The organism is Paenibacillus sp. IHBB 3054, assembly GCF_051594305.1.
Taxonomy (GTDB): domain Bacteria; phylum Bacillota; class Bacilli; order Paenibacillales; family Paenibacillaceae; genus Paenibacillus_AQ.
This window is the reverse complement of the sequence record NZ_JBOFBG010000007.1, coordinates 87,668-103,259: the sequence shown is the minus strand read 5'-3', so window position 1 is coordinate 103,259 and position 15,592 is coordinate 87,668. Positions and strand designations below refer to the sequence as shown.

The window sequence follows — 15,592 nt, the reverse complement described above, 5'->3', positions numbered from 1 at the left end:
ACGATCTGACTAGCTTTCTAATTAACCTTCCACTCCGTATAACAATACCGGAATTTTTTTACAAAAAGTATCAAACATGACGGCGGCTTCCTGACGAAGCATGGGGCGGGTTGGCTCATAACCAACAGCGCCATTAGCATCCACCTTCACCTCAGGCCCATAGAGCTGCATAGCGGCTGCAAATTGCACTGCTTCTGAAGCCCAAGGTGCCGGCAACGTTCCCGTCAGCTTGGCTTGCGGCGCCTGAGCAGATACATTGGATTGAATGAATCTCCAAAGAATAGAAGCCGCTTCTTGTCTGGTAATGGCACGGTCTGGCTCAAAGCGGCCATCCTGTGTCCCTTTTAACCCTGCATACAGAACTGCAGATTGAATCTCTTGTGCCAAATCATGCCCTACTACATCCTTAAATATTACTGGGTCTTTAGATAGCTGGAGCCCGACAACTTTCATTAATAATTGCACAAATTCTGCACGTGTCATTGCTTCTTCCGGTCTAAAGAAATTCGCGGCATTTTTATTCAGAAATTGCTGTTGATTTAATTGGTCAATCGAAGCCGCATAGGGACTATCGGCAGATACATCAGAGAAGGGAGACTGCACAGGCATTTTTTTCAGGAAGCAATCCGGATAGTTGTAATACATGTATTCAATTTCACCATGCTCATCTGCCTTAAAGCCTGCCTTTACACCTTGTTCATCCTCAAATAACAACGCCTCTAGTTGTTGAAGCTTATGAGTTCCCTTTGCATCCTTAATAATAAGTGTTCCATCCTCACCCGCTTTCACTTCTGCATTAAGCAGAGGGATTCTCAAATCTTGAAATCTCCCTTCAAACTTGGCCAAGCTTTCCTTGGATGATTTAATTGGTGTAACAGCCTTATGTTGTTCAGGATAGAATTGATCCATAAATGAGCCAAATATCTCATCGCGGGGGTCCAGCGCTTCACCGTTGACAATGATCATGGCGCCGCCTACCTTTTGCTCCGGCACCATCCACAGCCAGGAGTGAAAACCAGGAAGGTCACCACCTTTTCCAATGACCTTCTGACCATTGAAAAGATGATGATGCATAACTTCAAAACCATAAGACATCACGGGTAGGCTGTCATTAATACCGTATTTATAGGCTTCCATTGTATTTGTCGTTTTTTCCTTCAAAATGCGGCCATCACCAAGCTTGCCTCCATCTAACATAGCGAGCATGTATTTGGCCATATCACTACCGGTAGAGAACATGCTGCCACTGGGATCTACGTCAGGATAATTAGGATATACAGCGATTTCTTTACCTGTATCATCATAGGTTTTTGCAAGAGTTTGTTGGACTTGTGGCGATAATAAAAAGTCACTATGTGTCATGCCAAGCGGCTTAAATATGTTTTCTTTTACGTAAGTATTGAAGTCAGTTTTAGCTACATTTTCTACGATATATCCCTGGTGTACAAAAGCCACATTATCATACCGGTAGGCCTCGCCAGGTTTCATTTTTACCGTAGGCACGTTATTTTTCACATAATCCTGGAGAGAAACACCTGGAGTATTACCAGAAAAATCAGTATAATCATAACCTGTTGTGTGGGTCATCAGGTTTTTTGTCGTAAGGGGAACGCCAGTCTGATTGGGGATCGCAACTCCATTCATATAGGCAGAGATATCACGATCCAAGTCTATCTTGCCTTGTTCGGCAAGCTGCATCACCGCTGTAGTCGTAAACAGCTTGGAGATGGATGCCATTCGAAATTGGGTAGTGTCAGGATTGATTGGTGTTTTGGAAACCACATCTGAGTAACCATATCCTTTGTTAAGCAGGACTTTGCCATCCTTTACAACTACAAACAATGCCCCCGTAAGCTTCTTCTTCACATCAGTGCGGGCAAAAAAGGCATCTGCAAATTCCTCTACGGATTTATCTGTGATCGGAGGCAGTGCAGAGGTTGCTGTCCCTTTCTCAGCCAAGCTTTGGGTTTGGGCCTGATTGTTATTTGGAGTGACCGCCGCATAAGCAGGTAAGCCCGAAGATGACAGGACTAGGCCTGCGATTAAGACACTAACCAGGATGACCTGTCTGGGTCGTTTACAATTTGTTGGTTTCATATATTTTCTCCTCTTCTTGGGTTTTTCTTCCACCACAAATTGTATAATACCTTCATTTCCAGCCACAACCATCGTTAGCCCAGTTATACCCAGCCCAAAAGTTAGTCACCTGTACTGCACGATGGTTCAGCCTATAACCCGACCTTGGTCCATTTCCACCTATTTAGTGCTCAATTCCTGCCCCTATGAACTGGACATACAGTGATGCCTAATCACTTAATCCATCCAGCCAAGCTTTGTACGGGAGTCCTGCAAGCATTCTTTCTTTTTGATTCATTTTCAGTTCCTACCTTTCTTATTCTTCTTGATGTCTTCGATTTATTTTTACAGGTTCTTTGTAGTAGGTAGCTGTAATCACCAGCAAAAGAACTCCATAGACGAAAGTTGTCGCCAAAGAGAAAGCCACTCCTCTTCCCATGGCGAGAGAAAAAACGACGCCACCGAGCACTGAGGCACTGCCTTGAATAAAGCCAATAAACGCGGTACCCTTATCGGATTTTTACTATGCGAGCAAAGAAAGGTCAAACATTTAATCGATACAGTGAGGACACGAAGAAAGAAGCTGTTCGTCTGCGAGTGGAAGAAGGTTGGGCGTACAGCCGGATCATGGAGAAGTTTGGTATTAAAAGCGAAATCCAGATTATCACATGGGTACGTAAAAACCAAAATGGAGAGGGTTTTGGGGATTACCGGGGACGCTGGACAAAGAAGCATTTTAGCAGTGCCGAAGAGGAAAATGCCTATTTGAAAGCACAGGTAGAATATCTAAAAAAGCTCAATCCAAACTTGCACGGGGAGGGAAGCTGGATTTCGAAGCCCGGTACAAACTCGGCGACCTTTCCCCGATTGAATTCCGGAAAAAAGTCGCCGCTTAATAAAGAACTCTTTTTTTATTGTCTACTTGACGGAGCTATGACCACCACCTGAACGCTTTTTTATATAGCGGCTAGACAATTAAGATCGTTTCCTAACCAATCTATTACGCTTAACCTGTTGCTCAACATCATTTACTAGCACTCTGACATAACGCTTACCATTCTAAAATAAGTGGAATAATATTGAATTTTATTGCAATATATGCTAGTATTTGATTGTAATATAACTCATGTTTCCCAAAGGGGCGTGTGACATGAAAAATAAAGTTTAGTAGCATCTAACTTACTTTGATTTTTTTTCGTATTTTAGTTTTTTCTCGGAATTAGTTTAATTGAAAGTTTGAGTTCGATTAAACGATAACTAAATATTTTTTTATATTACTCGTGAAAAAAAGCACATACTGAGGATGGCTAAATTATTTAATTCAATATATATCTAAAGGAGATGTTTACGTTGAATCATATAAAAAAAATAACAGTATCTAGTTTTGCTACTCTAATGATGGTTCTAGCACCTACAAGTGCAATTTTCGCTGAAGAAGCTGTTACAAACAACACGTTGCTGTCACAAGAAACGCAACCCTTAGGCAATGTTACTTTACAAGGAACAGAATGGGCACAGGTTGGACAGCAAACCGTACCTATTTACATGAATGGGCAAATAAAAGTCGTGTTAAATGGTCAGTTTGGAGATATTTGCACTGTACATGCTATTGATCAATATAATAACCGAACTTACTTAGGACAATTGAACAATAAGGAATCCTTAATAACTAAACTATATGGTTACTACAAGATTGAATTAAATTTAATTAGTTCTAATCAATCAACTGGATCAACCTTCTACGTCATCTATTAGTAACTTTGTATACCTCCTGCATTTGTCTATATAAAAAAACAACAGGCGATAAAATTGCCCTGTTGTTTTTTTTCTAGGTCTGCCCAATTAACAAACAAACACGGTTTTCGAGACACTGTAAATAACGGTTAGGGTCTCGGCGGAAGCGAAGGCGTTTGTTACCTTCGAGAAGTCGGGATTCCCATCCCTTACGTTCGCGAAGGTAACACTCATATTCCACACAGCTCAGCCGATTCAAGAGATTCTCTTGTTTCAAGGCATCCTCGACCCAAACAACAAATTCTCCATTTCGCCAGATGTAGCGATTCCAACTGCGCAGCCCCGTCATTCGGCGGTAACGCATCTTGGTCCGGCGGAAAAATCGTTCATGGTCATTATTTGTCCTTGGTAGGTACGGCGTATCGTAACACGTAAACAATATGGGGAGCATATCACAGCCCGGAAGCCTCTTATTCAGCTATTTTTTTTGTGCTGCAAGGAAGGCATCAATTTGCGATTGCATTTCAGTCTGGACCTTGTCGATGCCGGCTGATTTCAGCTGCTTGATCAGGTCAGCCTGGCCTTTTTCGATATCATCAATCAATCCGTACTCCAGCGGTATGGCGTAACGCAGCATTACGTTACCGATATTCGCCACTTCATTCTTCACTTTTGCTGTGTCGAAGACAAAGGTTTCCAGCGGGAAGTGATAAATGCTGGACTGCCAGGTGTTGAACATATCGTCAGCTTCCTTCGGATAAGCTGCATCTTGACGATTCAGCGGGGAATTCCAGCCCCAGTTCGAGAAGCCAGTGTAGTTAGCAGCTGCAGGGCCTGCAGTGAACTTTTTATCGCCCTCAGGATTATAGTGAGTTCCGGAGATACCATACATAGTCAAGTCGTGAATTTCCTTGTCATTTTGCAGCAGATCGATCAGCATCAGAGCACGTTCTGGATTCTCCGAGGTTGCATGAATTGACATGCCGTTCTGTGTTGAGATCGCGGCGATTTTCTTTTTGTCCGGAGTGAGATCGGCAATTCCCAGTTCCACATCCGGTTTGTCGCGGCGCATTTCGGAAAGGTTAGCGGCTACAGTACCCAGGTTATGGGCATAAGAGGAAATCTTCCCTGCTTTGATATCCTGCCATACATCATTTTTGTTGCTGACTACGTTTTTGGACCATGCGCCATTGTCGGCCAGATCTTTATAATATTTAAGCAATGATGTGAATTCTGGAGTATCATAAATGTTGAATATTTTACCGGAAGCATCATCCAGCTTGTAAGCCAACGGCAGAAGGTTCGCATCCACCAGGTTGAAGTTGTTATTCTGCTCCAGCAGTGTTTGGTCTAACTCATGAAACTTCCAGCCATCAGCAGGCTTAGCTCCGAAAGCGGTTATGCCTTTTTCTTCTTTAGCAACCGTTTTCAAGTAATTGGCGTAGGTTTCAGGACTGTTAATTTCTGGAAGATTGTATTTCTTGCGCAAATCCTCCCGATATAATACAACCTTGTCGGTAACCTCAACATTATTGTTCGGAACCATGTAGAGTTTGCCATCGACTTTCGCTTGCTCCCAGTTCACTTTAGGCATAGCTTCCCAGGTTTGCGGCATATACTTGGACAGCATATCATCAGTTAGCTCCATGAATCCACCTTTAAGCGCCTGATCGTTATAGAAAGCCCAGTTAGCTGTGTAAACGAGGTCAAAATCCTCATTGGCGGCAAATTTCAGCGGATACTTCTGTGTCCAGTCCGACCAGTCCAGAAATTCTGTTTCTACAGTAGCATTGATTTTCTCTTTTAATTTGGTATTCAGCTCTCCGAATACTTTGTCGTAATCGCCAGGTTGGCCGCCGACCAGTATCATTTTCAGCTTGACCTCTTTGGAAGTATCAGGAGCGCCGGAATTCGTGGCTGCTCCTTCTGTAGTGGTTGCTCCTGTATTCGTTGCTTCCGCAGCTGTATTGTTGGTATTGTTACCGCCTCCGCATGCACTGAGGATGGTCCCCAGTGTCATCATCGTTGCCAGCGTAACTGTGAGTTTCTTTTTCTTGTTTGTCATGACAAGTGTTGCCCCCTAATGAAATAGTTGGTTAGATTATATATTGATAACCGGGTTGCCCCGGGATTATCCTTTGACAGCACCAATAGTGAGACCTTGTACAAAATATTTTTGAATAAATGGATAAGCAAGCAGGATCGGTCCTGTGGCCACAATCGTCATCGCCATCTTCAAGCCTTCGGTTGGCAAATCAGTATTTACAACCGCACCCGAGGCCATCATCGCCTTACGCATGCCATCCATATTGCCCAGCATTTTGTAGAGATAGTACTGAAGTGGCATCAATTCGGACTTCGAAATATAGAGCAGCGCGTTGTACCAATCGTTCCAGTAAGCCAAGGCTATAAACAGGCCGATGGTAGCCAGTGCAGGCTTGGACAAAGGCACAATCAGCTGCATGAAGATCCGGAAATCGCCTGCTCCGTCAATTTTGGCGGATTCCGTAATCGCATCAGGGATGCTGCTCATGAACGACTTCATGACGATAATGTAGAACACGTTCATCAGCATCGGCAGAATCAACACCATTAGCGTGTCTTTGAGATGCAGGAAGTTGATGATCAACAGATACGAAGGCACCAACCCACCACTGAACAACGTAGTGAAGAAGAAGTAGAACGAGAAGCGGCTGCGCCATTCAAAGTCTCTTCGGGATAGCACATATGCTGTCATGGAAGTCAGAAACAATCCAAACAAGGTACCGATTAGCGTAACGGTGATCGTCACAGCGTAAGCTCTGAGCATATCAGCCGGATACTTGAACAGTACGCTGTAGGCTTCCGTGGAAAAGGTAGACGGGATAAGCTGGAAACCTTTCTCGATAATGGAGCTCTCTTCACTTAGCGAGGCCGATACCACCAGCAAGAAAGGAAAGATGCAGAATATAGCGAGTACTGTAAGCGTCAAGTATCCGATGATTGACAGTATCAGCCGGTCTGTGTTGACACGTTTGCGTACCTTTGGTGTTTGGATCTTTGCAGTAGTTGAACTCATTGGGCTACCTCCTTTTCCTAGAATAAAGCACGATCTTTATCGTATTTGCGTACTGCGTAATTGGCGAGCATGATAGTCGCAAAGCCCAGCAGCGACTGATAGAACCCGGCCGCAGCAGACATTCCGATTTCATTGGAAGTCGTCAGGGAACGGAACACGAAGGTGTCGATAACATCGGTCGATGAGAAGAGCAGGCCATTGTTGCCGACCATGTTGTAGAACATCCCGAAATCGCCGCGGAAGATGTTGCCGATAGCCAGCAGCACCAGAATGATCACCGTAGGGATCAGGTTCGGAATTGTAATCTTCATGATGCGCTGGAATATATTCGCACCATCAATTTCAGCTGCTTCATACATTTCGGTATCAATACTGGTAATTGCCGCCAGATACATGATTGTTCCGTATCCCAGCGCTTTCCAGGCTGACACAACTACAAGAATAACCGGCCAGTAGGCTGCAGTGTTGTAAATATCAACCGGCTGCATGCCTAACCCCTTAAGCAATACATTAACGGTACCAACATCGAAGTTAAACAGGTTGTAGGCAATGGCTCCAACTACTACCCAGGAAATGAAGTAAGGCAGGAACAGTATTGTTTGCGTAATCTTACGGAACCATTTGCCTGCAACCTCGAACAGCAGGATGCCCGCAAAAATCTGCAGCACATTGTTTACAACAATAAAAGCAATATTGTATAGCGCTGTGTTTCGTGTTACGCGCCAGGCGTCACCGGAACCAAAGAAAAATTTAAAGTTGTCCAGTCCGTTCCATGGACTGTTAAAAATACCATCGCTATAATTGTATTGCTTAAACGCCAGCACAATTCCCGCCATAGGCACGTATGCAAACAACAGGAAAAACAACACCGCCGGAGTCAGCATAAGAAGCAAAGTTCTATGCTTCTTTACTTTGTGCCAGAAGCCATATTGTTTCAGTTTCATCTCGAATCCCCTTTCCATCTCTCAATTTCTCTATGTATTTAGTATAAAGAAGCATTCATCTCTTGTGGATTGAGCATGTCAACAAATACTAATACTTTTCCAACGATAGTTAAAATATATATTTTCCTAAAAATACAAAAACGTCGCCTCCGGGCCGATGATCGACCTGGGCAACGTTCTATTGGCTATACTTTATGCTTTTTACGATACTCTCCCGGCGTCATACCTGTAATCTGCTTAAACTGCCGGTTGAAATAAATAAGGTTCTTGTAGCCCATGCGCTCGGCAATCTCATATATCATAAGTGTAGGATCACTCAGCAGCTCGAATACCCGGCTGGTCTTGCGTTCTTTCACGTATTCATTGAAAGGCAGTCCGTAATCTTCCTTGAACAGATAGCCTAAATAATTCGGTGTGAAGCTGAAATGGGCGGCCACCTCTTTTAAGGTAATCTTTTTCTCCAGATTCTCCTCCACATAGCTTATAATCTCATCAATCAGCCTGCGCTTCTGCCGCTGCCGCTTCACATACAGCAGCTCTGACAGTTCGAAGAACCTCCGTCTCATCCATGATAGAATGTCGTGAATCGTCTCGAACTGGAACAGAATATCCGGCTGGTGAGATTCCCACTGCAGCAGCTCATATAGATTCTCGTTCTGCTGCTGCAAATCTGCATGGAGTTTGGAGGTGATGCGGATTATCAGCTCATAGACATCCTTCTTGCTGGCACTCGTGAACAGCTCCAGCAAATGGTCGTCGATCGCCACCAGGTCATACTGAATGATAGCCTCGAGCAGTTGTTCTACAGTTTGTTCAATGCGGACGCCCGGTGTCTCTCGCGGCGAAGGCTCCATACTATCACGGATCAGGCGATTTTTGCCGAGTAGCCATTTCGCGCTGAGTGCAGCCTGCGCCTGCTGATAAGATTCATGCAGCCCCGCCTCTTCCTGGGCATATTGACCGACGCCGACAGTCACTGTGCAAAGAGAAGACTCTGCCACCTTGCGGATAAGCTCCTCCAGCAGATTCAGGAAGCTGTCCTGCGGGAGATTGCAGAGAATTACAAACCGGTGATGCGAAGCGGCAATCAGTGTACCCATCTTGGCATTCTCAACAATGGACTTAATCAATCCGGCCATTTGCCGCGTCTTCACGCGTGCATCCTCCTCGGACAAATCACGCATCTTCCATTCCAGATCATCAATCTCTACAACTGCCGCCGCTGCCCCCTTCAGCAACAACGGAATCAAGGCGCTGCGCAGATGCGGCTCAGCGGGTTCAGGGGAGGTTTCATCGAACCAGCGTAAGATAAGCTCCTTGTTCACAAGCGACAGTGCTTCGCTTAAGGAACGGTTCTGCTCCCGCTCCTGTTCTATGGCTGTACACAAGGACCCCAGCATTTCGTACAGATCCTTGTCCTTAACAGGCTTCAGTAAATAACCGGAGGCATTGATCTGAATGGCCTCCTTGGCATAGCTGAAATCCTCATGGCCGCTGATGAAGACAATTTTGATCTTGGGATGGATCACTTTAGCCCTGCGTGCAAACTCTGTTCCGGTCATAATGGGCATACGTATATCGGACAGGATGATATCTACCCGTACTTGCTCCATGGCCTTAAGCGCATTGAATCCGTTATTCGCTGTCCCCACTACTGCAATATCGAGCGAGCTTGCCAGCACTCTGCGCCGCAACCACTCCAAATCGACAGCTTCATCATCTACCAGCAATACATTGATACTCATCGAAATTATTTCCTCCCGTGCTTGTACATGATGCAACCTCGTAATTCATCAGCGGAACTGCTCATCAATCTCCTCGCTGTCCTGAAGCCCGGCGGGAAGCAGAAGCTGAACCGTTGTGCCTGCCCCGTAAATGCTTGCAATGGTCACGCCGTACATGTCCCCGTATCTGAGCTTAATCCGCTCATGCACATTTTTAACCCCATAACCACCGGAATGGTTTGGCCCTTGCATCATTTTCCTGATATCATCGGGTCGCATGCCGATGCCATTGTCAATAACCTTAAGCTCAATACTGCCGCCGACTCTCCGGCCCGTAAGACGGATAGCGATCGACTCACCAAACCAGGCATGCTTGAAGATATTCTCCACAAAAGGCTGCAGCACCAGCTTAATTACCTGCATATGCATAATCTCCTCGTCCACATCGACATACAGAGTGAATGCATCCGCATATTTAACCCGCTGGATTTCCAGGTATGTCTCCACCTGCTCCAGCTCCTTCTCCAGTTCAATGTACACATTGCCCTGGTTCAGCGTCAGCCGGTAGAAACGCGACAGTCCCTCGACCATCTCCGTGACCTTGGCGATTTCGCCCAGATTAGCCAGGCTGCTTATGGTCGAAAGCGTATTATAGAGGAAATGCGGATTAATCTGTGCCTGCAGGGCTTCCAGCTCGGCCTGCTTCTTCTGGATCCCCTGCACATAGACGCTGTTGATGAGCCCCTGAATATTGGCGGCCATGTCATTGAATGAATCCGCAATCTGCACAAATTCATCATTACCAGAGAAGCGAATCCGTTTCTGGAAATTCCCCTCCTGGAAGGAACGCACCAAGCCTACGATCCGGCTCATCTTGCGTCCGGAAATACGAGCCACCACATATCCGATCAAGGTCATGACGAGGAAGCTGAGCGTACAGACTGCAATAATCACCTTACGCAGCCGGCCAGCATCCTGGGTTAGATACTTTTGCGGAACCATGGCTTCAATTACGAAATCACTGCCCGGGATCTGCGCATGCAAACTTAGAAAGTTCTCACGTCCATCGTCATATATGGCTGTTCCTCGCTGGAACAGAATGGACCCGGTATTCTCTTCCACCAGCCGCAGAGTAATCCCCTCTTCCACGGGGAACGTATCGAAGCCGCCGAACAGATCCTCCAGGGAAACGGTAATACGCACAAACCCGATCACCGTTTTGTTATCACTGAAGCTGACCAGCCTGCGGACATGAGAGAGATTGTCCAGCTTCTGGTCTGTATCAATCTGCAGCCATAAATTATCCCGCATCGAATCCTTAAGAGACCGGTACCACTCACTGCCGGTGATATCCTGGATGGGCAGAATATAATAGTCGCTATCATAGATCGGCTCATCCAGGTTATCCCCTGATATAATATTGAGATCACTGTTCGGTGTATAGAGCATGAAGCGGATCTTGTTTCCGAACAGCTGCAGGGGGGAGGTAATCTGGGGAATAATATCATCGATCATCGTCAGATAAATCTCAAACGGTGTCCCCTTCAGCTCAAGCGCACGCTGCAACTGCTGGCTTCCGAACATGTTGTCCGACATCCGCTGTATCTCATCCATCTGATAGCGGATATTATTCCTGGCCTGCTCCAAACCCGTCCTGATGTTGGACTCTGCCATTTCTGTCCTTGAATCGGTCAGCATCGAATAAGAGATGTAACCGATGAATACATCGGTCAAGAGAACTAGCAGCAAGTAAGGGATCATCATTTTGTAAGTGAAAGGCATATATTTCTTCATCTTCAGCTTAGGCATCATTCGCGAGACATCCTCTGTATGGAATTCGTTATGTCTATATTATCGTTCCACTGGCCGGAAATAAAGGTTTCCCGGGTGCTGCCTCTAGTACTACTTCCGCCGCTGCCAGTCCCATTGATACGGCTTTCACCTTAATGGAGCCTGCTGATGATGAAGTCTGAATCAAGGCCAAGCACCAGCCGTTAAAAGCCCGCCGGATCGAAGACTTGTCCGGCTCATGGCTGCTTGGATTCCCGTTGCCTACACCGAGCAGAGACCCGGCGCCCGTCACTTCAAAGCGGATCTCATTGTCGGCCGCCGGAACGATATGTCCCTGTTCATCCAGGATGGCAACCCGAACCGGAATCGTATCCAAACCATCCGCTTGACCCTCCAGCCGATCAGGGTACAAGCAAATCTGATATGGCTGGCCTGCTGTAACAACAGCCTTTTCGGCAATCACATGACCGCCGCGTTTTCCGACAGCTTTTAACTCTCCGGGCTCATATACGACCTCCCAAGTTAAATACCCGGTCTTGTCCACCTGCTGTTCACCCAGGCTTCTGCCGTTCAGGCTCAGCTCCACCGTATCGGTATTCGAGAACACGCGCACCTCGATCCGATTCCCCTCCGACCCGGGCCAATTCCAATGCGGAAGCAAATGAACGATCGGCTCATCCTTCCAGACCGCCTGCATATAGTAATAGCTGTCTTTAGGGAACCCGCAGGTGTCCATCAGCCCGAAATGCGAGTTCACACACGGCCACAGATATGGAGTAGGCTCTCCCCGGTAATCGAACCCGGTCCACATGAAGACGCCAGTCAAAAAGCGGTTATTCACAAGATCACTCCACGCCTGCTGCGGGGTGCATCCCCATGAAGGAATATTCGTGCCATATTCGGAGCAGTAGCCCCTTACCGGATCATCTTCATAGATTCCCCGGGTTGCGGTATAACTGGCACATTCACTACCGATCATGAGACGCTCCGGATACTGCTCGTGGTCGCGGATATCAATGTTGAGGTGTTCCCGGTGCCCGTAATTGTAGCCTGTAATCTCTACCGCATCATTGTAGCCATTCTCATTCCAGCCGTGGTTCATCGCAGCAGAGGTCGGCCTTGTAGGATCTATCCGGCGGGTAGTATCTGCGAGCGTCTTGAGTATCCGGGCGCCCGTTACGGTGCCTTCCAAAACCTCCTCATTCTCCAGATTCCAGATGATCACACAAGGATGATTCCTGTCCCGGTAGAGCATCCGCTTCAGTTGGCTCAGGCCGCCAGGGCTGCTGTCAAGCTTGCGGTTCTCATCCATGACCAGCATACCGATCCGGTCGCACATATCCAGCAGCTCGGGAGTCGGCGGATGATGTGCACTACGATAGGCATTAGAGCCCATTTCTTTAAGCAGTCTGAGCTTATATTCGATCAGGCTGTCCGGCAGCGCCACGCCGACCCCGGCGAAATCCTGATGATTGCATGTCCCTTTAATCAGCAGCGGCTCTTCGTTCAGAAAGAACCCTTCATCTGCATCGAAGCGGATGGTGCGGATGCCGAACACCGTCTCATACCGGTCAAGCTCTTTTCCTTCATATATGACAGTCGATTCTGCCTTGTACAGATATGGTGATTCAGGATACCAGAGCATAGGCTGCTCCACTTCGAAAATCTGCTCCAGTTCCGTCTCGGTGTGCCAGTCCGCATAGGCGTCCTCCATTTTAGCACAGACCAGCAATCCGGTACCATCATATATCACCGTGCGCAGGGATACTGGAAGGCCCTCTGTGTAATCATTGAGGATGCGGGTGCGGATATTGACCATAGCCTGTTCTTTGGTAACTTCCGGTGTCGTTACATAGGTGCCGTATTCGGCCACATGCAGGCGGTCTGTATTCTCCAGCCAGACATGTCGGTAAATGCCGCAGCCCTCATACCACCAGCCTTCGCATTCTGTTGCATCCACTTTGACGAGAATGACATTTCTGCCTTCGTGCCCATAACGGAGAACATCCGACAAATCATAACTGAAACCTATATAACCGCCATGATGCGAGCCGATCAGATGACCGTTGACCCATACGATGCTGGTACCGGAAACGCCGTCGAAGCGGACTGTCCACTTGCTCCCGGCAGCCTCTGCCGGAAGCTCAAAGGTTTTGCGGTAATAGCCTATCCCGCCCGGCAAATAACCATGGCTGCCGTCCCTTGCACCCAGTAGTTCATCCTGAACATACTGCTGCTCTACACACCAGTCATGCGGCAGATTCACAGAACTCCATTCAAGCTGCTGTTCGCCCATCCCTTTATCGTTAAAAGCGATATCCAGCCACTCCCCCTCCTTCAGAGAGCTCGCATCGGTAATACCGCCGGTCATACCACCTTTGACTGCGTAGGGAATCCGGATATCCCCTTTGTGAAAGCTCCAATTCTCATCAAACATGCTTTTGCTTCTCACCGTTTTAAGTTTCATTCTGCAACTGCCTCCTCGTTGAACTAATATTCATATTGTAGAGTAGATTAGCATTTCGCAGTTAGTACAATGCTAATAATGAATAGCACAAAATGAATAATACCGGGAGCTGCCGTTACCAACACAAAAACACCCCAAGATCATCTCCCATTCATACCCTACAACAAGGGTACATTCTCTTGAAGGTGTTTTGATTTGTCTCACATTATAGGGTCGTCCCTACTTCTCCAATTATAAAAGAGAATTATGTTTTTCTTCTTTATTCATCCGGAGCTTTACACGGCCTTTCACATCCTCAGGAATTACCCGGTTTCCATTCTCTACATTATAATGGACGCCTTCTACTACCCAATTGATTTAGGAGGGTCTGTTTTGATCAGGCCATATAAAACAATATCACTCATCGCCTTGATGCCGGACTCGAAACTAACCTGATGGCCCGCAATAAACTCATAGTCCAGCAGCTTTCTCAGAGTCTCATTCAGCATGAGCTTGAGAATTACGGTGTCCACCTTTTGCAGTTCATCACGGTTTATCCCTTCCTCCACCAGTGCAATGACGCCATCCCAAATCGTATCCAGGTGATGATTCACCTTCTCGTAGAGCCGGGGATAATACCGCTGAAGGTCATCCATATGCCTGATGATCGTGCCAATCGAATAGGCGTCGGGAATATTCTGAAAATAAAGTCTGATTTTATCCTGAATCGGGAGCCCTGTATTTTCCAGGATGTCTGTATCCGATTGGATAATCTGCGAAAAGACAAAATCAATCGTTTTCTCTATCATTTCATCCTTACTCGAAAAGTAGGCATACACTGTACGTTTGCTCGTGCCCAGTTCTCTCGCCAGATCCTCCGTGGTAAACCGCGTGCCTTTGGCTCCAAAGCATTTTAAAATTTTCAAATAGACCCTATTGTCCATGTCCTTGCCAGTCCACCCTTCATCCAGCTTACTGACTATACCTTAACACTCATGTAAGGATACGCGGAAGGGGTTTTACCATACGGTACAAATAATACGGTTTTTTCTCTATGGAATCCATAATCTGGTATCCCAGCCGCTCATACAGCTTGATTGCCCGGAAGTTCTCTTGCTTGACGGTCAGGGAGCATTTGCCGTAGTTGCTTAATCTGGCTTGTTCCTCTGCATAATGAATTAACTTCGAACCAACCCCGTACCCCCGGCTTTCCGGCAATGCTGCCAATGCTCCGATATGGTATTCATCCGCTCTTCCCTCATTCAAGCTTACCGTAGACCAGAGCTCCTGCAAATGCAGCAGCGAATGCTTGATGAGATTCCATTTCCGCAGTTTGATTAGCTCCCGGACAGTGGGCCAAACCAACTTATCCATCACAGATACCGGGTAGCAGGAGATGATCCCTATCGTTCTGTTGTCCAGTCTTGCTTCAAAAGCATATTGATGGCTGAAACGGTTCTTTCCGAGTCCCCATAATTTTTGCAGGGTGTTCTCAATTAATGCTTTATCTGCCGTTCCGATCAGCGGATAGGCCATATAATCCAGTGCCATCCCTATGAGTCTGCCTCCGGACGCCGATTTGGGATTGCCATGTGTTATTGAAATATTGTCCATATTAAAACTCCTCCCGATTCACATTGGTACTTAATTAGTTTTTCTAGTACCAAGATACCCAAAGCCATGTCTTTTGTCAAACAGAGCCTGTTAAAACTTTGCTGAATTGATCTGGCGGCTGTAGCAAATTAACCCTTAGTTCACCTAAGAAGATCCCTAGCATTTACCTTTGCAATAAAGCTCTTAGCCACATACTCAATGCTGG

General features: G+C 46.5%; 10 protein-coding genes and 1 pseudogene. 2 read left to right on the top strand and 9 right to left on the bottom strand.

Annotated features, from left to right (window positions below; translation table 11 throughout):
• Nucleotides 1-21: 21 nt before the first annotated feature.
• Nucleotides 22-2,097 (bottom strand): serine hydrolase, encoded by a 2,076-nt coding sequence (locus ACQ76X_RS10845; RefSeq protein ID WP_438493665.1) that lies wholly within the window; start codon nt 2,095-2,097, stop codon nt 22-24.
• A 504-nt stretch (nt 2,098-2,601) separates the two neighbouring features.
• Here ACQ76X_RS10845 and ACQ76X_RS10840 point away from each other — a divergent pair.
• Together ACQ76X_RS10840 and ACQ76X_RS10835 are read left to right on the top strand one after the other, a co-directional pair.
• A pseudogene (locus ACQ76X_RS10840) lies at nt 2,602-2,960 on the top strand (transposase); the annotation flags it as partial.
• Nucleotides 2,961-3,426: 466 nt separating this feature from the next.
• Entirely contained in the window at nt 3,427-3,831 is a 405-nt protein-coding gene (locus ACQ76X_RS10835; protein ID WP_438493663.1) for a hypothetical protein, read from the top strand.
• Nucleotides 3,832-4,288: 457 nt separating this feature from the next.
• Here the strand turns inward: ACQ76X_RS10835 and ACQ76X_RS10830 are convergent, their stop codons facing one another.
• The 8 genes from ACQ76X_RS10830 to ACQ76X_RS10795 form a co-directional block, all read right to left on the bottom strand.
• Entirely contained in the window at nt 4,289-5,875 is a 1,587-nt protein-coding gene (locus ACQ76X_RS10830; protein ID WP_438493661.1) for an extracellular solute-binding protein, read from the bottom strand.
• Nucleotides 5,876-5,941: 66 nt separating this feature from the next.
• On the bottom strand, nt 5,942-6,868 hold the full coding sequence (locus tag ACQ76X_RS10825; protein ID WP_438493660.1) for a carbohydrate ABC transporter permease: 927 nt from the start codon (nt 6,866-6,868) through the stop codon (nt 5,942-5,944).
• A gap of 17 nt (nt 6,869-6,885) precedes the next feature.
• Complete coding sequence (locus ACQ76X_RS10820) at nt 6,886-7,812, bottom strand: ABC transporter permease (RefSeq protein WP_038589770.1); 927 nt, start codon at nt 7,810-7,812, stop codon at nt 6,886-6,888.
• A 185-nt stretch (nt 7,813-7,997) separates the two neighbouring features.
• On the bottom strand, nt 7,998-9,557 hold the full coding sequence (locus ACQ76X_RS10815) for a response regulator (protein ID WP_438493658.1): 1,560 nt from the start codon (nt 9,555-9,557) through the stop codon (nt 7,998-8,000).
• Between the two features lie 48 nt (nt 9,558-9,605).
• Complete coding sequence (locus ACQ76X_RS10810; RefSeq protein WP_438493656.1) at nt 9,606-11,348, bottom strand: histidine kinase; 1,743 nt, start codon at nt 11,346-11,348, stop codon at nt 9,606-9,608.
• 34 nt (nt 11,349-11,382) lie between these two features.
• The gene (gene galA / locus ACQ76X_RS10805) at nt 11,383-13,794 is read right to left on the bottom strand and encodes a beta-galactosidase GalA (RefSeq protein WP_438493654.1); all 2,412 of its coding nucleotides are present in this window, start codon (nt 13,792-13,794) and stop codon (nt 11,383-11,385) included.
• Nucleotides 13,795-14,138: 344 nt separating this feature from the next.
• Nucleotides 14,139-14,717 carry a TetR/AcrR family transcriptional regulator gene (locus ACQ76X_RS10800; protein WP_438493652.1) on the bottom strand — a complete coding sequence of 193 codons (579 nt, stop codon included), beginning with the start codon at nt 14,715-14,717 and terminating at the stop codon, nt 14,139-14,141.
• A 49-nt stretch (nt 14,718-14,766) separates the two neighbouring features.
• On the bottom strand, nt 14,767-15,387 hold the full coding sequence (locus ACQ76X_RS10795) for a GNAT family N-acetyltransferase (protein ID WP_438493650.1): 621 nt from the start codon (nt 15,385-15,387) through the stop codon (nt 14,767-14,769).
• Between the last annotated feature and the right edge of the window lie 205 nt (nt 15,388-15,592).

Excerpts from the sequence above, each read along its gene's own strand:
- ACQ76X_RS10845 (WP_438493665.1), bottom strand. The coding sequence starts at position 2,097 with ATGAAACCAACAAATTGTAAACGACCCAGACAGGTCATCCTGGTTAGT.
- ACQ76X_RS10830 (WP_438493661.1), bottom strand. The coding sequence starts at position 5,875 with ATGACAAACAAGAAAAAGAAACTCACAGTTACGCTGGCAACGATGATG.
- ACQ76X_RS10825 (WP_438493660.1), bottom strand. The coding sequence starts at position 6,868 with ATGAGTTCAACTACTGCAAAGATCCAAACACCAAAGGTACGCAAACGT.
- ACQ76X_RS10820 (WP_038589770.1), bottom strand. The coding sequence starts at position 7,812 with ATGAAACTGAAACAATATGGCTTCTGGCACAAAGTAAAGAAGCATAGA.
- ACQ76X_RS10815 (WP_438493658.1), bottom strand. The coding sequence starts at position 9,557 with ATGAGTATCAATGTATTGCTGGTAGATGATGAAGCTGTCGATTTGGAG.
- ACQ76X_RS10810 (WP_438493656.1), bottom strand. The coding sequence starts at position 11,348 with ATGATGCCTAAGCTGAAGATGAAGAAATATATGCCTTTCACTTACAAA.
- galA (WP_438493654.1), bottom strand. The coding sequence starts at position 13,794 with ATGAAACTTAAAACGGTGAGAAGCAAAAGCATGTTTGATGAGAATTGG.
- ACQ76X_RS10800 (WP_438493652.1), bottom strand. The coding sequence starts at position 14,717 with ATGGACAATAGGGTCTATTTGAAAATTTTAAAATGCTTTGGAGCCAAA.
- ACQ76X_RS10795 (WP_438493650.1), bottom strand. The coding sequence starts at position 15,387 with ATGGACAATATTTCAATAACACATGGCAATCCCAAATCGGCGTCCGGA.